Annotated in this window: 21 protein-coding genes; 10 read left to right on the forward strand and 11 right to left on the reverse strand. The window is 62.4% G+C overall.

The window, feature by feature from the left end:
• Positions 1-1521 carry a choline-sulfatase gene (gene betC, locus ACZ9GA_RS28725; protein ID WP_457358989.1) on the reverse strand — a complete coding sequence of 507 codons (1521 nt, stop codon included), beginning with the start codon at positions 1519-1521 and terminating at the stop codon, positions 1-3.
• A gap of 115 nt (positions 1522-1636) precedes the next feature.
• Between betC and ACZ9GA_RS28730 the strand changes: the two genes are divergently transcribed.
• Both ACZ9GA_RS28730 and ACZ9GA_RS28735 read left to right on the forward strand, forming a co-directional pair.
• Complete coding sequence (locus ACZ9GA_RS28730) at positions 1637-2554, forward strand: choline sulfate utilization transcriptional regulator (RefSeq protein ID WP_457358988.1); 918 nt, start codon at positions 1637-1639, stop codon at positions 2552-2554.
• Between the two features lie 30 nt (positions 2555-2584).
• Entirely contained in the window at positions 2585-2917 is a 333-nt protein-coding gene (locus ACZ9GA_RS28735) for a DOPA 4,5-dioxygenase family protein (protein ID WP_457358986.1), read from the forward strand.
• A gap of 107 nt (positions 2918-3024) precedes the next feature.
• On the opposite strand, the gene ACZ9GA_RS28740 is transcribed toward ACZ9GA_RS28735, so the two are convergent.
• From ACZ9GA_RS28740 to trpB, 4 genes are all read right to left on the reverse strand, one after another.
• Complete coding sequence (locus ACZ9GA_RS28740; RefSeq protein WP_457358984.1) at positions 3025-3486, reverse strand: anti-virulence regulator CigR family protein; 462 nt, start codon at positions 3484-3486, stop codon at positions 3025-3027.
• 34 nt (positions 3487-3520) lie between these two features.
• The gene (locus ACZ9GA_RS28745) at positions 3521-3964 is read right to left on the reverse strand and encodes an anti-virulence regulator CigR family protein (protein ID WP_457358983.1); all 444 of its coding nucleotides are present in this window, start codon (positions 3962-3964) and stop codon (positions 3521-3523) included.
• A gap of 125 nt (positions 3965-4089) precedes the next feature.
• A complete protein-coding gene (gene trpA / locus ACZ9GA_RS28750; RefSeq protein WP_457358981.1) occupies positions 4090-4902 on the reverse strand; it encodes a tryptophan synthase subunit alpha in 813 nt (270 codons plus the stop codon).
• Positions 4899-6122 (reverse strand): tryptophan synthase subunit beta, encoded by a 1224-nt coding sequence (trpB, locus tag ACZ9GA_RS28755; protein WP_455920942.1) that lies wholly within the window; start codon positions 6120-6122, stop codon positions 4899-4901. The genes trpA and trpB overlap by 4 nt, the downstream gene beginning before the upstream one ends.
• A gap of 113 nt (positions 6123-6235) precedes the next feature.
• Between trpB and ACZ9GA_RS28760 the strand changes: the two genes are divergently transcribed.
• Positions 6236-7132: a LysR family transcriptional regulator gene (locus tag ACZ9GA_RS28760; RefSeq protein ID WP_457358979.1), complete on the forward strand. Its 897-nt coding sequence runs from the start codon at positions 6236-6238 to the stop codon at positions 7130-7132.
• Here ACZ9GA_RS28760 and ACZ9GA_RS28765 read toward each other — a convergent pair.
• Positions 7129-7452, reverse strand: a complete 324-nt coding sequence (locus tag ACZ9GA_RS28765; RefSeq protein WP_027980973.1) for an ElaB/YgaM/YqjD family protein — start codon at positions 7450-7452, stop codon at positions 7129-7131. The genes ACZ9GA_RS28760 and ACZ9GA_RS28765 overlap by 4 nt on opposite strands.
• 150 nt (positions 7453-7602) lie before the next feature.
• Here ACZ9GA_RS28765 and ACZ9GA_RS28770 point away from each other — a divergent pair, with 150 nt between their 5' ends.
• Both ACZ9GA_RS28770 and ACZ9GA_RS28775 read left to right on the forward strand, forming a co-directional pair.
• On the forward strand, positions 7603-7818 hold the full coding sequence (locus tag ACZ9GA_RS28770) for a dodecin (RefSeq protein ID WP_457358977.1): 216 nt from the start codon (positions 7603-7605) through the stop codon (positions 7816-7818).
• A 122-nt stretch (positions 7819-7940) separates the two neighbouring features.
• Positions 7941-8156 carry a DUF1161 domain-containing protein gene (locus ACZ9GA_RS28775; RefSeq protein WP_457358975.1) on the forward strand — a complete coding sequence of 72 codons (216 nt, stop codon included), beginning with the start codon at positions 7941-7943 and terminating at the stop codon, positions 8154-8156.
• Between the two features lie 104 nt (positions 8157-8260).
• Here ACZ9GA_RS28775 and ACZ9GA_RS28780 read toward each other — a convergent pair whose 3' ends face one another.
• Complete coding sequence (locus ACZ9GA_RS28780; RefSeq protein ID WP_457358973.1) at positions 8261-9262, reverse strand: LLM class flavin-dependent oxidoreductase; 1002 nt, start codon at positions 9260-9262, stop codon at positions 8261-8263.
• A 184-nt stretch (positions 9263-9446) separates the two neighbouring features.
• On the opposite strand from ACZ9GA_RS28780, the gene ACZ9GA_RS28785 reads away from it, so the two are divergent.
• Both ACZ9GA_RS28785 and ACZ9GA_RS28790 read left to right on the forward strand, forming a co-directional pair.
• Positions 9447-9875: an OsmC family protein gene (locus ACZ9GA_RS28785; RefSeq protein ID WP_027980977.1), complete on the forward strand. Its 429-nt coding sequence runs from the start codon at positions 9447-9449 to the stop codon at positions 9873-9875.
• A 104-nt stretch (positions 9876-9979) separates the two neighbouring features.
• Positions 9980-10216 carry a DUF1161 domain-containing protein gene (locus ACZ9GA_RS28790; protein WP_457358971.1) on the forward strand — a complete coding sequence of 79 codons (237 nt, stop codon included), beginning with the start codon at positions 9980-9982 and terminating at the stop codon, positions 10214-10216.
• On the opposite strand, the gene ACZ9GA_RS28795 is transcribed toward ACZ9GA_RS28790, so the two are convergent.
• Positions 10213-10626 (reverse strand): PA0061/PA0062 family lipoprotein, encoded by a 414-nt coding sequence (locus ACZ9GA_RS28795; protein WP_457358970.1) that lies wholly within the window; start codon positions 10624-10626, stop codon positions 10213-10215. The two genes, ACZ9GA_RS28790 and ACZ9GA_RS28795, sit on opposite strands and share 4 nt — an antisense overlap.
• Before the next feature lie 50 nt (positions 10627-10676).
• The gene (locus ACZ9GA_RS28800) at positions 10677-11090 is read right to left on the reverse strand and encodes a PA0061/PA0062 family lipoprotein (RefSeq protein WP_457358968.1); all 414 of its coding nucleotides are present in this window, start codon (positions 11088-11090) and stop codon (positions 10677-10679) included.
• A gap of 59 nt (positions 11091-11149) precedes the next feature.
• On the opposite strand from ACZ9GA_RS28800, the gene ACZ9GA_RS28805 reads away from it, so the two are divergent.
• Positions 11150-12232 (forward strand): aminopeptidase, encoded by a 1083-nt coding sequence (locus tag ACZ9GA_RS28805; RefSeq protein ID WP_457358966.1) that lies wholly within the window; start codon positions 11150-11152, stop codon positions 12230-12232.
• A 114-nt stretch (positions 12233-12346) separates the two neighbouring features.
• Here ACZ9GA_RS28805 and ACZ9GA_RS28810 read toward each other — a convergent pair whose 3' ends face one another.
• Together ACZ9GA_RS28810 and ACZ9GA_RS28815 are read right to left on the reverse strand one after the other, a co-directional pair.
• Positions 12347-12994, reverse strand: a complete 648-nt coding sequence (locus tag ACZ9GA_RS28810) for an HAD family hydrolase (protein ID WP_457358964.1) — start codon at positions 12992-12994, stop codon at positions 12347-12349.
• Positions 12995-13007: 13 nt separating this feature from the next.
• Positions 13008-13571, reverse strand: coding sequence for a gamma carbonic anhydrase family protein (locus ACZ9GA_RS28815; RefSeq protein ID WP_457358962.1), 564 nt, complete (start codon positions 13569-13571; stop codon positions 13008-13010).
• Positions 13572-13660: 89 nt separating this feature from the next.
• On the opposite strand from ACZ9GA_RS28815, the gene prlC reads away from it, so the two are divergent.
• A complete protein-coding gene (gene prlC, locus ACZ9GA_RS28820) occupies positions 13661-15712 on the forward strand; it encodes an oligopeptidase A (RefSeq protein WP_457358960.1) in 2052 nt (683 codons plus the stop codon).
• On the forward strand, positions 15709-15990 hold the full coding sequence (locus ACZ9GA_RS28825; RefSeq protein WP_027980985.1) for a YheV family putative zinc ribbon protein: 282 nt from the start codon (positions 15709-15711) through the stop codon (positions 15988-15990). Before prlC ends, ACZ9GA_RS28825 begins: the two co-directional genes overlap by 4 nt.
• Positions 15991-16336: the final 346 nt, after the last annotated feature.

A 16336-nucleotide genomic window follows, 5' to 3' on the forward strand; every position in this document is an offset into this window, starting at 1 on the left:
TTATTGGTCTTGGCAGGGTTGCGGATAACGGGCCTTGCGCTCCAGATCGTCCAGGTCGATGTGGTTGCGCATGTATTGCTGACTGGCGTCCACCAGCGGCTGGTGGTCCCAGCTCTTCAGCTTGCCCAGGCTCAGGGCCTGGGCCACCAGGCGGCGGCGACGCTGGCTGGCGAGCACCTGTTGGCGTATCGCCGGCACGTCCCACTTGGCCCGCGCCTCGGCCAGCAGTGCGGTGAACAGTGCCTGGTGTTCAGGTGACTGGCTCAAGTCCTCACGTTCCTGCGGGTCGCGGCGTACGTCGTAGAGTAGGCAAGGGTCGTCCTCGCTGTAGATAAATTTGAAATCGCCGCGACGAATCATCATCAGCGGGCCGACGGTGCCTTCGGCCATGTACTCGCCGAACACCTCGTCATGGCCGCCCTGCCCTTGCAGGTGACTCAGCAACGAGCGGCCATCCAGCGGCAACAGTGGATCGACAGTACCGCCGGCCATTTCCACCAGCGTAGGCAGCAAGTCGGCCGTCGATACCGCCGCGCTCACTCGCCCGGCCTGGAACTGGCCCGGTGCGCACACCAGCAGCGGCACCCGCGCCGACATCTCGAACCAATGCATCTTGTACCAGAGCCCCCGCTCGCCCAGCATGTCGCCGTGGTCGCCGGAGAAGACGATGATGGTGTCCTCGGCCAGGCCCGTGTCGGCCAGGGTTTCCAGCAGCTTGCCGACATTGCTGTCGATGTAGCTGCACGCGCCGAAGTAGGCGCGGCGGGCATCGCGAATCTTGTCCACAGGCAGCGGCTTGTCCCACAGGTCGTAAACCTTGAGCAGGCGCTGGGAGTGCGGGTCCAGTTCGTGCTGGCCCGGCACATTGGCTGGCAGCGGGATGTCTTCGTCGCGGTACAGGTCCCAGAAACGCTTGGGGATCGTGTACGGGTCATGCGGGTGGGTCATGGACACGGTCAGGCAGAACGGCTGCTCGCCGCTTTCGCGCACATGGTCGTACAGATACTGCTGTGCCTTGAACACCACCTCTTCATCGAAATCCAGCTGGTTGGTACGCACGCACGGCCCGGCCTGCAACACCGAGGACATGTTGTGATACCAGCTGGGGCGCACGTCCGGCTCGTCCCAGTTCACCGCCCAGCCATAGTCGGCCGGGTAAATGTCACTGGTCAGGCGCTCTTCATAGCCGTGCAACTGGTCCGGGCCGCAGAAATGCATCTTGCCCGACAGCGCCGTGCGGTAGCCCAGGCGGCGCAGGTAATGGGCATAAGTGGGTACGTCGGCGGGGAAGTCGGCGGCGTTGTCATAGGCGCCGATCTTGCTGGGCAACTGGCCGCTGACCAGGGTAAACCGCGAAGGGGCGCACAGCGGGCTGTTGCAATACGCGGCGTCGAACACCACGCCGGTTTCCGCCAGGCGGCTCAGGTGGGGCAGTTTGATCGGCGAATTCGCGGCATAGAAAGGCAACAGCGGCGCGGCCATCTGATCGGCCATGATGAAGAGGATGTTCTTGCGCTTCATGGGTTGGCGGCATTCCATAGTGTTGAATTATGCGAAAGTGCTCGCCAACCAGAATGCGATCGCGCTGAAATGAGGTAAAGCCCATGCCGGGCAATGCCTAGGATAAGCACAGCTAATGTTTGATAGCCTCGCCGACCTGTCCCTGGACCTGCTGCGCGCCTTCGAATGCGCGGCCCGTCATCGCAGCTTCACCGTGGCCGCCGCCGAACTGGGCACCACCCAGCCCGCCGTCAGCCAGCAGATCAAGCGCCTGGAAGACCAACTGGCCACGCGCCTGTTCGACCGCATCTACCGCGGCATCGAACTGACCGACGCCGGCCGCACCCTGTTCGAGGCCGTGCAGTCGGGCTTCGACGCCATCGCCCAGGGCCTGGCCGCCATCACCACCCAACCACAACACGAAGTGCTGCAGGTGGCCACCGACTTCGCCTTCGCCGCGTACTGGCTGATGCCGCGCCTGCACCGCTTCCACCAGGCCCACCCGCACGTGGATGTGAGCCTGGTGACCAGCGAACGCAGCCACGCCATGCTGCGCGCCGATATCGATGTGGCCGTGCTGTTTGGCGATGGTCGTTTCAAGCAGGGGGACAGCCACTGGCTGTTTGCCGAGGAAGTCTTCCCCGTGTGCAGCCCGCGTCTGCTGGAAGGCCGCGCCCTACCCTTGTCGCCCCAGGCATTGCTGGACCTCCCTTTGCTGCACCTGCGTGGGGAAAGCACCAGCCACTGGTTCAACTGGGCCGGCCTGTTTCGCCAACTGCATATCCCCAGCGCGCCAGCACCGGGGCAACTGCGGTTCGATAACTACACCCTGCTGATCCAGGCCGCCATTGCCGGCCAAGGCGTGGCTATTGGTTGGCGGCACCTGGTGGATGCGTTGATCGAGCAGGGGTTGCTGTGCCGGCCGATCGCCGAGGCTGCCAGTTCGGCGTTGGGGTATTACGTGGTGGTGCCGCAGCGTAAGCGGCGGGGGGAGATGATTGGGCGGTTTGTGGAGTGGTTGATGGCTGAGCAAGCTCAGGGTGGGAGCTGGTAATCTTCAGTTATCCACACGCGGAGAACGACTGTGCAAGCAATCCAGGGCTACCACGCCCACATCTACTTCGACGCCTCAACCGTCGACCAGGCGCGGGCACTCTGCGAGGAAGCCGCACGGCAGTTGCCCGTGGTCATGGGGCGGGTGCATGAAAAGCTGGTGGGGCCGCATCCCGAGTGGAGTTGCCAGTTGGCGTTTGAGTCGCAGGCCGTGGTGCAGGTATTGCCGTGGCTGGCGATGAACCGCAACGGGTTGGTGGTGTTCTTGCACCCGTTGAGTGGGGATGAGTTGGCGGACCACCGTGATCATGCGATCTGGATGGGGGCGGTGCGGCCTTTGAAGCTATCGGTGTTCGGCGGGTGATGTAGCCGCTGCCGCAGGCTGCGTTGGCCCGTGATTACACTGGAAATCTCCAGTGAGGCACAGGGCCAGCGCAGCCTGGCGGCAGCGGCTACGGTGTTGCGGCGTTATCAGTTCAACACACCATCGAGAATCTCGTACACCACGCCGGTACCGACCGAGATCAGCACTACGTCAGAGCCCAGGCGGCGCCATTCGTAGCCAGGGTAGCGTGGCAGCTGCGACAGCGCGCGGCTGTCCAGGCGCTTGCCGTAGCCGTGGGGCAGTGGGCGGCCTTTGACCACGTGCACGTTCGGTGGCAGCGGGCTGCCGCGGCCGAAGGTGTCGCGGTGCTGCTGGATGGTCTGGCGCACAGGGCCAAAGTCCTGTGGCGGACGGTTGCCACCGCCAGCGTGCTGCTGTTGCTGCGGCGCGCCATGCTCGTTGCCGCGCTGACCGCCTTGCTGTTGCTGTTGTTGGTGCTGATCACCGCCCTGGCGCTGATCATCCGGGCCTGGGGCCGCTTGCAGCAATGGGGTGACGCCAACCAGCAGCACGCCCAGGCCTGCGATTACAGTTTTTGGCAGTTTCATACGCGTTCCTCGCGGTGGTGTGTCAAAAGGGAAATCAATAAGCCAACACGCCTTGCAGCACTTGGTAAACCACACCGGTACCGTCCTGGATCAGCACGATATCCGGGCCATAGGCGATCCACTGGTAGCCTGGGTAGTAAGGCAGTTGCTCCAGCTCACGCGGGCCCAGCGGGCGGCCGTAGCCAGGTGCCAGCGGGCGGCCCTGGACCACGAACACGCCTGGCGGCAGGCGCTCGGCACGGCCGAAGTAACCGCGATGGTCGAAGGCGTGCTGGCGAATCGGGCCAAAGTCGCGCGGCGGTGGGCCGCCGTGGTCGAAGCGACGGTCGTCACGATGATCGCGGTGGTCATCACGGTGATCGTAATGACCATCCGGGCCACCAGGGCCGCCAGGGCCCCATTGATCGGCATGGGCCATGCCAGTCAGGCCGACGAGTGCAAGGCCGAGGCTGGCAATCAGTGGCTTGGAGAGTTTCATCGAGCGAATCCTCACTGCTCAAACAACAAAAAAGGGAACCGGATCTTATCGATCAGGTTCCCTCTGGTCTGTGAAATTAGTCAGAAATATCAGCAACTAATTCCTTTGTAACAAAACATTTACCTTCAGCTGACCCGCGCCTTACGTACGCCCTGGGCCAAGGCCGAGCACAGTTCCAGCACATCGCCCACGGCCTGGTCTTCAGACGGCGCATTGGCGATCTTGTCCACCAGTGCCGATCCCACCACCACGCCGTCGGCCAGACGGGCGATGGCCGCTGCCTGCTCGGGGGTGCGGATGCCGAAACCGACGCTGATCGGCAGGCTGGTGTGGCGGCGCAGGCGCTCGATGGCGCTGCTGACGGCTTCAGTGGTGGCGGAACCGGCACCGGTCACGCCGGCCACCGACACGTAGTAGACGAAGCCGGAGCTGCGCTCCAGTACGCGCGGCAAACGCGCATCGTCGGTGGTGGGCGTGGTCAGGCGGATGAAGTCGATGCCGGCGGCCTGGGCCGGGGTGGCCAGTTCGGCGTCATGCTCGGGCGGCAGGTCGACGATGATCAGGCCATCGACACCGGCTTGCTTGGCCTCGGCCACGAAGGCTTCCACGCCAAAGCGATGGATCGGGTTGTAGTAACCCATCAGCACGATCGGCGTGGTGGTGTTGTCGACGCGGAACTCGCGCACCATCTTCAAGGTTTTGGCCAGCGTCTGGCCGGCGTCCAGGGCACGCAGGGTAGCCAGCTGGATGGCAACGCCGTCCGCCATTGGATCGGTGAAGGGCATGCCCAGCTCGATCACGTCGGCGCCAGCGGCGGGCAGGCCCTTGAGGATGGCCAGGGAGGCGTCGTAGCCAGGGTCGCCTGCGGTCACGAAGGTGACCAGGGCGGCGCGGCCTTCGGCTTTCAGGTCGGCGAAACGTTGTTCTAGACGGCTCATGCCAGTTTCTCCTGCTCGGCGGCGGCCATATGGCTCATCACGGTTTGCATGTCTTTGTCGCCACGGCCGGACAGGCAGACGACCATCAGGTGATCCTTGGGCAGGGTTGGCGCGCGCTTGATGGCTTCAGCCAAGGCGTGGGCGGTCTCCAGGGCCGGGATGATGCCTTCCAGGCGGCAGGTGGTGTGGAACGCGGCCAGGGCTTCTTCGTCGGTGATGCTGACGTAGTTCACGCGCTTGATCTCGTGCAACCAGGCGTGTTCCGGGCCGATACCTGGGTAGTCCAGGCCGGCGGAAATCGAGTGGGCGTCGGTGATCTGGCCGTCGCCGTCCTGCAGCAGGTAGGTGCGGTTGCCGTGCAGCACGCCCGGTACGCCGCCGTTCAGGCTGGCCGCGTGCTTGTCGGTGTCCACGCCGTGGCCGCCGGCTTCAACGCCGATGATCTCGACGCTGGCGTCGTCCAGGAAGGGGTGGAACAGGCCCATGGCGTTGGAGCCACCGCCCACGCAGGCCACCAGGCTGTCGGGCAGGCGCCCTTCCTTGGCGTGCAGTTGCTCGCGGGTTTCCTTGCCGATGATCGACTGGAAGTCGCGGACCATGGCCGGGTACGGGTGTGGGCCGGCCACGGTGCCGATCAGGTAGAAGGTGTCATCGACGTTGGTCACCCAGTCGCGCAGCGCTTCGTTCATGGCGTCTTTCAAGGTGCCGGTGCCGGCGGTGACTGGCACGATCTCGGCACCCAGCAGGCGCATGCGGAACACGTTGGCCTGCTGGCGCTCGATGTCGGTAGCGCCCATGTAGATCACGCAAGGCAGGCCGAAGCGCGCAGCCACGGTGGCGGTGGCCACGCCGTGCATGCCGGCGCCGGTTTCGGCGATCAGGCGTTTTTTGCCCATGCGCTTGGCCAGCAACACTTGGCCAATGCAGTTGTTCACTTTGTGCGCGCCGGTGTGGTTCAGCTCTTCGCGCTTGAAGTAGATCTTGGCGCCGCCGCAGTGTTCGGTCAGGCGCTCGGCGAAGTACAGCGGGTTCGGGCGGCCGATGTAGTCGCGCTGGAAATAGGCCAGCTGTTCGAGGAATTCGGGGTCGGCCTTGGCGGCTTCGTATTCGCGGGCCAGGTCGAGCACCAACGGCATCAGGGTTTCAGCCACGTAGCGGCCGCCGAAGGCGCCAAACAGGCCGTTGTCATCGGGGCCGGTGCGCAGGGTAGTCTGGGTCATGGGTCGCTCCAGGTGAAAATGAATAGGTCAGCTATGAATCTACTGTAACCACGGCACGCCTTGAATAAAACCGATAAGATTGCTGCAACCTGTCAGGAAAACTCACAGATACCATGAGCCGCGACCTGCCCCCCCTGAACGCCTTGCGTGCGTTCGAAGCCACCGCCCGGCTGAACAGCGTAAGCCGCGCTGCCGAACAGCTGCACGTGACCCACGGCGCCATCAGCCGGCAGCTGAAGGTGCTGGAAGAGCACTTGGGGGTGAGCCTGTTCGTCAAGGAAGGCCGGGGCCTGAAACTCACAGATGCGGGACAGCGCCTGCGCGATGCCAGCGGCGATGCCTTCGAGCGCCTGCGCACGGCTTGCGCCGAGATCAGCCAGGGTGCCAGCGATGCGCCCTTCGTGCTGGGCTGCTCCGGCAGCCTGCTGGCGCGCTGGTTCATTCCACGGCTGGGCAAGCTCAATGCGGATTTGCCTGACCTGCGTTTGCACCTGTCGGCCGCCGAGGGTGACCTTGACCCGCGCCGTCCCGGCCTGGATGCCTGGTTGGTGTTTGCCGAGCCGCCATGGCCTGCTGACATGAAAGTCTATGAATTAGCCGTGGAGCGCATCGGCCCGGTCCTGAGCCCGCGATTCACAGGCTTTGGAAAACTGGCAACCGCCCCGGCCCACGCCCTTGCGGGCGAGCCACTGCTGCACACCACCTCGCGCCCGCAGGCCTGGCCCAACTGGGCACACAGCCACGGCATGGCGCCCGGCCAGTTGCGCAACGGCCAGGGGTTCGAGCATTTGTATTATCTGCTGGAGGCGGCGGTGGCCGGCCTGGGGGTGGCCATCGCCCCGGAACCACTGGTCATCGACGACCTGCGGGCGGGGCGACTGGCAGCGCCGTGGGGTTTCAGCGAAACCTCGGCGCGCCTGGCGCTGTGGGTGCCCCGGCGCGCCGACGATGGACGCGCCCGGCAACTGGCGCAATGGCTCACGGCGGAGCTGGCGCGCCAGACGGATTAGTTGCCGCGTTTGACCAGCAGGTAGCCGGCCAGCAGGCCCAAAGCGCCAATGGCGACGCCTGCGGTGGTCCAGGGGTGTTCCTGCGCGTAGTCGCGGGTGGCCACGCCGGTTTCGCGGGTTTTCACCTTCACGTCTTCATACACGTCACTGAGCAGATGACGCGAGTGTTTCAGTGCATTTTCGGCGTTGGCGCGCAGGCTTTTCAGGGTTTTGCGCGACTCGTCGGACGCATCGTCCTTCAAGCTCTCCAGCGATTTGAGCAGACTTTCGATTTCCGCTTCCATGCTTTGCAACGAAGCTTTGCGAAGTGAAGTAGCCATAGGTGTCTCTCCTGCGTGGTGAGTTGCGTGTGTAAGTTTCCGACTGCACTGCTTCAGGAAAGTGCAGTGCATCTGAACTTTTGCGCCCCGATTCGGCACAGAGCTAAAAGGCCACCTACGCTCAAGACCACTATCGAAAGGAGATTCACCATGTCTGACCATCGCACCTACAAGCTGATCGAACTGGTTGGTTCTTCGGCCAACAGCATCGAAGAGGCCGTCAACAACGCCCTGGCCGAGGCCGGCAAGACCATCAAGCACCTGGAGTGGTTCGAGGTGCTGGAAACCCGTGGGCATATCGAGAACAACAAGGCGGCGCACTTTCAGGTGACCCTGAAGGTGGGCTTCCGCATAGAAAATAGCTGACAGCATTTCCGGACGCGTCCTACTGGCCGAAAGGCCGGTATTCCGCTACAAACATTGCTGGGGGGCAACCGGTAACGCTACCGGGCGCTTTTTTGCTTTGTTCTGACCAGGGAATGTGACCGATGAAGAAGATTTTGTTGGCAGCAGGGTTGTTATGCATGGCGGGTTCGGCACTGGCGGCAGGCAAGCCGTGCGAAGAACTGAAATCGGAAATCGCCGCAAAACTCGATGCGAAAGGCGTGACCCATTACACGCTGGAAATTGCCGACAAGGGCACCGGCGGCAAGGTGGTAGGCACCTGCGAAGCCGGCCACAAGGAAATTGTGTACAAGAAATAACCTGTAGCCGCTGCCGCCAGGCTGCGCTGGCCCTGTTGTTCACTGGGAATCTTCAGTGAGGTATAGGGCCAGCCCAGCCTGGCGGCAGCGGCTACAGGCTGTTTTCAGCCCTTGGCGAGCTGCGCCAGCAGTTCGTAGGAATGCAGCCGGTCGGCGTGTTCATACAGGTCGCAGGTGAAGATCAATTCGTCTGCCTGAGTCTGCTCCAGCAACACATCCAGCTTGGCGCGAATCTTCTGCGGGCTGCCGATCATGGCCAGGCCCAGGAAGTCGCTTACTGCGGCTTTCTCGTGGGGCAACCAGCGCCCTTCCATACTCTTCACCGGCGGTTGCTGCACCAGGCTCTGGCCACGCATCAGGTTGAGGATGCGCTGGTACACCGAGGTGGCCAGGTAGTCGGCCTGCTCGTCAGTGTCGGCCGCCACCAGCGGCACGCCCAGCATCACGTACGGCTTGTCCAGCACGTCCGACGGTTTGAAGTGGTTGCGGTACACGCGAATGGCTTCGTGCATGTAGCGCGGTGCGAAATGTGAGGCGAAGGCGTACGGCAAACCGTACATGCCAGCCAACTGCGCGCTGAACAGGCTGGAGCCCAGCAGCCAGATCGGCACCTGGGTGCCGGTGCCGGGCACGGCGATCACTTTTTGATCAGGCGTGCGTGGGCCCAGGTAGCTCATCAGTTCGCGCACGTCATCGGGGAAATCGTCGGCGCTGCCCGAGCGCTCGCGGCGCAGGGCGCGGGCGGTCATCTGGTCGGAGCCCGGCGCTCGGCCCAGGCCCAGGTCGATACGGCCCGGGTACAGGCTTTCCAGGGTGCCGAACTGTTCGGCAATCACCAGCGGCGCATGGTTGGGCAGCATCACCCCGCCGCTGCCAACGCGGATGGTGGAGGTACCGCCAGCCAGATAGCCCAGCAGTACGGCGGTGGCCGAGCTGGCGATGCCGTCCATGTTGTGGTGTTCGGCCACCCAGAAGCGGTGGTAGCCGAATTTTTCCAGGTGCTGCGCCAGGTCCAGCGAGTTGCGCAGCGAGTGCGCAGGGCCCTTGTCGGCGCGCACGGGCACCAGGTCCAGGGCGGAAATCTTGATATCGGCGAGTCGTTTCATGGGGCAGGTCCTCAGTCGTAAACGGGAGGCTGGTGCGCGCTGTCCACCCTGCCCTTTACCCAACAGTATGGGCATATTGAGAAACTTCAATGCGTGTTTGTCAATCGATCTGAACTTGCCTGCATCGCCAGCCTCCTAAACTCAGTACCCGCGCGAACCTTTGCGTGCAACCCGAGGAGCAATCATGAAAAAAACAGCATCGGCGGTTTGGCAAGGCGGCCTGAAGGACGGTAAAGGCCAGATTTCCACTGAAAGCGGCGCGCTGAAAAGCAACCCCTACGGCTTCAACACCCGGTTCGAAGGCCAGCCTGGGACCAACCCGGAAGAGCTGATTGGTGCGGCTCATGCGGGTTGTTTCTCGATGGCCCTGTCGATGATCCTGGGCGGCGCCAACCTGACGGCCGACCGTATCGACACCATTGCCGAGGTCACTCTGGACAAGGTAGGTGAAGGGTTCGAGATCACCGCCGTGCACCTGATCCTGAAGGCCAAGGTGCCAGGTGCCACCCAGGAACAGTTCCTGGAACTGGCCAACAAGGCCAAGGAAGGCTGCCCGGTGTCCAAAGTGCTCAAGGGCGCGAAGATCAGCCTGGACGCCACGCTGGTCAGCTGAGGCAGCACCGGAACAGATGATGGCCTTTGTGGTCCACTGTAGGAGCCGACCTTGGTCGCTATTGCGGTCAAGCCCGGCGCCTACAGCCATTCAGGGATGCCATCATGATCAAGCGACTGATATTGACCCTCGCCTGCTGTGCTGCGGCCACCAGCGCTCTGGCAGCCACCAAGCCCTGTGAAGAACTCAAGGCCGAGATCGAAGCCAAGATCCAGGCCCAGGGCGTCACTTCCTACACCCTCGAAATCGTCAGCAATGAAGAAGTTCACGACAAGAATATGGTCGTGGGTTCATGCGAAGGCGGCACCAAGAAAATCATCTACCAAAAGAACGACCGCTAGAACAGGCAGTTGACCGCCCTGTCTTCGGCCACCACTTTTTTGCTCGAGTCATACAGCCGTACGCTGGGGTTCAAGCCCAGCGTGCGGGCTTCGAGCAGATAGCGTTGGCCCGCCTGAAAGCCGTCATAGCGCACGTTGATGTAGCAGGTGCGTTCGTCGGGCTCCATCATCATCAACCCGCCCGCGTAGATCTCGAAGTCGTAGCGCACCATCAGCTCGTGGCTGCCGGGGGTTACCTGGAAGTAACGGCCATCGTTGAGGCGCACGCCGTCCAGGCGCTCGGCCATGATTACCTTGCCGCCCAGCATGGTCATGTCGACCCAGGCCTGCTGGGGATTGACCGGCGGCAATGGTGTGATGCTGCAACCGGCCAGGGTGGCGAGTACTGCTACAGCAAGGGCGCGGCGCATGATGGGCTCCAATGTGGGGACAGAGCTCCAGCATACCCCCGTTATGCCGCTTACGTAGCTTGGCAGCCAGCCGGTTGCGCCTTGCCGACCACGTAACGCTGCCCGTCATACAGCTTGGCCCACGGCTGGAAACCCAGGCTGCCGGCTTCCAACTGGTAGCGCTGGCCGGCGTTGAAATCCTTGAAGCTGAGCTTCATCTTGCAATCACGCCACAGCGGCTGCGCCACGGGGCCGATGTTGGTGGGCGCCACGGGGAATTGAAATGTTACCCACAATTCATGAGCGCCTGGCTGCACTTCGAAGTAACGTGGGTCGGTCCAGTCATGGTTGTCGACCTTTACCGCCTTCAGCGAATTGTCGGAGCCGGCCTTCAGGTCAACCCAGGCCTGGTGCGGGTCGGGGTTGGGCAAGGTGGAACAGCCGGCCACGGTCGCAAGACCGCAGACAAGGAAAAAGGCACGCATGGCAACACTCCCGATGGCAATGATGGCCGCATCGTCCCACTGAAGGATTCACGCGACAGATGATCGATCTTATTTTTCCAAGGCGTTCAGACCCTGGGGCACTCGACCGCAAAATCTGGCGCTTGGTTCCCCTGCTCACCGTTTTGCTGCTGAACGGTTGTACGACCTATTACGGTCAGCTGCTGGGTGGCCAAGTGCAACTATTACGGGCCCGGGAGCCAGTCAGTCAGGTGATTGCCGACCCGTCCAGGGACGCCAAACTGCGCGCGCAACTGCGCCACTCCCAAGCGGCGCGGGACTTTGCAAGCAGCCATCTGCATCTGCCGGATAACCGTAGCTACCGGCTATACGCTGATGTGCAGCGCAAATCGGTGGTGTGGAATGTGTTCGCTACCCGGGAGTTCTCCCTTGATCCGCAAACCCACTGTTTCCCGATCGCCGGGTGTGTGGCCTATCGTGGTTACTACAGCCTGGGCGGTGCACGGGGCGAGGCAGCCTTGCAGAAGCAGGCTGGGATGGACGTCTACATCGGTGGCGTGGATGCCTATTCGACCCTGGGTTGGTTCGATGACCCGATCATCAACACCATGATGGATCGTGGCGACGAACGGCTGGCGACGCTGATTTTCCATGAGCTGGCGCATCAGCGGTTTTATGTGAAGGACGACAGTGAGTTCAACGAGTCGTACGCCACTTTTGTCGAGCAGGAGGGTACGCGGCAGTGGCGGGCGTATCAGGGGTTGCCGCCGGCGAACGTGGACCAGTCGAAACAAATCCATCAGTTCACCCAGCTGGTGCTCGATACCCGGGAGCGGTTGAAAGCGGTGTATGCCCAACCGTTGTCGCCTGAAGCGATGCGCGTGGCCAAACAGCGTGAGTTCGAGCGGATGCGGGCTGATTACCGGCAGCTGCGTGATAGCCAGTGGAGCGGTGACAAGCGCTATGACGCCTGGATGTACTCGCCGATGAACAACGCCAAGCTGTTGCCGTTTGGGCTGTATGACCAGTGGGTGCCGTCGTTTGCGGCGTTGTTCAGGCAGGTCGGTGGTGATTGGCCGAGGTTCTTCAGCGAGGTGGAGCGCTTGGGCAAATTGCCGCCGGATGAGCGTAAGGCTGCCTTGATACACCTGGCTGGCCTCTGAGATTTGTATCGATAGTAAGGGCCTCTCGCGAGCAAGCTTTGCTCCCACAGTGTTCACCCCACCTGAGTCGTACACCTGTGGGAGCAAAGCTTGCTCGCGATGAGGCCATCAGCCTCACCCCAAAAATGCCTGGTGCAACTGGACCAGGGTATCGAAATGATAGGTAGGCGCCTCGGCCGCAAGCTCCTCCCGGCTACCAAAGCCATACCCCACCGCCACCACATCCACACCATTGGCCTTGGCGCCAATCAGGTCATGCTTGCGGTCGCCGATCATCAGCGTCTGCGCCGGGTCCAGGCCTTCTTCCTTGAGCAGGTGGGCAATCAACTCCACCTTGTTGGTGCGGGTGCCATCCAGCTCGCTGCCGTAGATCACCTTGAAATGCTTGGCAAAGTCGAAATGCCGGGCGATCTCACGGGCAAATTCCCACGGCTTGGAGGTAGCCACGTACAGGTGGCGGCCCTGCGCTTCCAGGGTTTCAAGTAGCTCGATCACCCCTTCGAACACTTCGTTCTCATACAGCCCGGTGACCTTGAAGCGCTCACGATAGAAATTCACCGCCTGCCAGGCCTTTTCTTCTTCAAAGCCATAGAACTGCATAAATGCCTGCAACAGCGGTGGCCCAATGAAATGCTCAAGCTTTTGCAGGTCGGGTTCGATGATGCCCAGCTTCTCCAGCGCGTACTGGATCGAGCGGGTGATGCCTTCGCGCGGGTCGGTCAGGGTGCCGTCGAGGTCGAAGAGGATGTTCTGATAGTGCATGGGTATTCCTGGATCAGTCAGTGGACAGCGGATTGGGGCTGGCGAAGCCGGCGTCCAGGTGCTGGTCCTTGAGTTTTACGTAATTGGCGGCGGTATAGGTGAAGAAGCTGCGCTCCTTGTCGGTCAGCGGCCGCGCCTGCTTGACCGGGCTGCCCACATAAAGAAAGCCGCTTTCCAGGCGCTTGCCCGGCGGCACCAGGCTGCCGGCGCCGATGATCACCTCATCTTCCACCACCGCGCCGTCCATCACCGTGCTGCCCATGCCGATCAGGATGCGGCTGCCGACGGTGCAGCCATGCAGCATCACTTTATGGCCGATGGTCACGTCGTCGCCGATGATCAGCGGGAAGCCATCCGGGTTGAACGGCCCGGCGTGGGTGATGTGCAGCACGCTGGCGTCCTGCACGCTGGTGCGGGCGCCGATGCGGATGCGGTGCATGTCACCGCGGATCACGGTCATGGGCCACACCGAGCTGTCTTCGCCGATTTCGACATCGCCGATCACAACCGCCGAACGGTCGACAAAGGCCCGCTCACCCACCACGGGCGTGTGCTGCTGGAAAGTACGAATGGCCACGATAGGCTCCTTCTCTGGCGTTGATAGCTGCGGTCAGCGCCGATTGTAATTAAGATGGTCTGGTGTTTCTTCAGCCAAGGTGTGTAACCGTGAGCGCGACCAACCCGCTACTGCAGTCTTATGACCTGCCACCGTTCTCGGCGATCCGTGCCGAGCACGTACAGCCGGCGATTGAACAGATCCTGGCCGACAACCGTGCGGCGATCGCCAAGATTCTCGAAACCCAGGTCAAGAACCCTACCTGGGCCGGCCTGGTACTGGCCATGGATGAACTCAACGACCGCCTCGGCGCGGCGTGGAGCCCGGTCAGCCACCTTAACGCAGTGTGCAACAGCCCGGAACTGCGCCAGGCGTATGAAGCCTGCCTGCCGGCCCTGAGCGCCTACTCTACCGAGATGGGCCAGAACCGCGAACTGTTCCAGGCCTATGAAACCCTGGTCAACAGCCCGGAAGCGGCCACCTTCGACGTGGCGCAGAAAACCATCCTGGAACATTCGCTGCGCGACTTCCGCCTGTCGGGTATCGACCTGCCGCCCGAGCAGCAACAGCGCTATGCCGAAGTGCAGAGCAAGCTGTCGGAGCTGGGCAGCCAGTTCTCCAACCAGCTGCTGGACGCCACCCAAGCCTGGACCAAGCACGTCACCGACGAAGCGGCCCTGGCCGGCCTGACCGATTCGGCCAAGGCGCAAATGGCTGCCGCGGCCAAGGCGAAGGATCTGGACGGCTGGTTGATCAGCCTGGAATTCCCCAGCTACTACGCGGTGATGACCTACGCCCAGGACCGTGCCCTGCGCGAAGAAATCTACGCCGCCTATTGCACCCGTGCTTCGGACCAAGGCCCTAACGCCGGCCAGAACGACAACGGCCCGGTGATGGAGCAAATCCTCGACCTGCGTCAGGAACTGGCGCAATTGCTGGGTTACAGCAGCTTCTCCGAGTTGAGCCTGGCCACCAAAATGGCCGAGTCCAGCGACCAGGTGCTGGGTTTCCTGCGGGACCTGGCCAAGCGCAGCAAGCCGTTCGCCGCGCAAGACCTGGCCCAGCTCAAGGCCTACGCCGCCGAGCAAGGCTGCCCCGATCTGCAAAGCTGGGACAGCGGCTTCTACGGTGAAAAGCTGCGCGAACAGCGCTATAGCGTTTCCCAGGAAGCCCTTCGCGCCTACTTCCCGATCGACAAAGTGCTGACCGGCCTGTTCGCCATCGTCCAGCGCCTGTATGGCATCGAAATCGCCGAACAGACTGGCTTCGACACCTGGCACCCCGATGTTCGCCTGTTCGAAATCAAGGAAAACGGCCAGCACGTGGGCCGCTTCTTCTTCGACCTGTACGCCCGCGCCAACAAGCGTGGCGGTGCCTGGATGGACGGCGCCCGTGATCATCGCCGCAAGGTCGATGGCGTGGTGCAAAGCCCGGTGGCCAACCTGGTGTGCAACTTCACCCCGGCCGACGCCGGCAAGCCAGCGCTGCTGACCCACGATGAAGTGACCACCCTGTTCCACGAATTCGGTCACGGCCTGCATCACCTGCTGACCCGCGTCGAGCACGCTGGCGTGTCGGGTATCAATGGCGTGGCGTGGGATGCGGTCGAGCTGCCAAGCCAGTTCATGGAAAACTGGTGCTGGGAGCCGGAAGGCCTGGCGCTGATTTCCGGCCACTACGAGACCGGTGTCGCCCTGCCCCAGGACCTGCTGGAGAAAATGCTGGCCGCCAAGAACTTCCAGTCCGGCCTGATGATGGTGCGTCAGCTGGAGTTCTCGCTGTTCGACTTCGAACTGCACGCTACCCACGGCGACGGCCGCTCGGTGCTGCAGGTGCTCGAAGGCGTGCGTGACGAAGTCTCGGTGATGCGCCCACCGGCGTTCAACCGCTTCCCCAACAGCTTCGCGCACATCTTCGCTGGCGGCTATGCGGCCGGTTACTACAGCTACAAGTGGGCGGAAGTGCTGTCGGCCGACGCCTTCTCGCGCTTCGAGGAAGAAGGCGTGCTCAACGAAGCCACCGGTCGTGCCTTCCGCGAAGCCATCCTGGCGCGCGGCGGCTCGCAGGAGCCGATGGTGTTGTTCGTCGACTTCCGCGGCCGCGAGCCGTCGATTGATGCACTCTTGCGCCACAGCGGCCTGAGTGAGGACGCGGCAGCATGAGTGAAAGTACCGTGATCAAGACCAAGAAACGCTTCATCGCCGGGGCTGTCTGCCCGGCGTGCAGCGAGTCGGACAAGCTGATGATGTGGAGCGAGGACGAAGTCCCGCACCGTGAGTGCGTGGCCTGTGGCTACAGCGACACACTCAATGCACAAGGCCAGTCGATCCCCAGCGAGCTGGGGACGCGGGTTAACCAGTCGGCGCCGAAAGTCGCCAACCCGAAAGTGCAGACGGTGCAATTCTTCCCCAACCCGAAGCTGAAGAAGCCTGAGGCGTAACCCGCTATCAGCAATTGTCTCTGTGGGACCGGGCGGAGCTCGGGAAAAGGCTGGCAGCAATGTCGCGTCGTCCGCTTCCCGAGCTTCGCCCGGTCCCACAGGCAGTTGGTTTTCATATCGACGCCTTCGCCACCCCTCTCACTGCACACGCGGCGACCGCCTACCGATTGCTCACCGTTCGTTATGCTTAAGTAAAACTTCGTGTAAAAGTCCTGTAAAACCTAGCTGAAACCGGTTACATTTTCGCTTCTCGAAAAGCCTTTTCTGAGGCTGAAGCAACAACCTGGCGTGCCGCCCAGACTCGATAAAACTAAAAAACGTCGTGGTGCTCTTTATTTAGAGCGTC

This window comes from Pseudomonas sp. TE3644, from assembly GCF_056278815.1.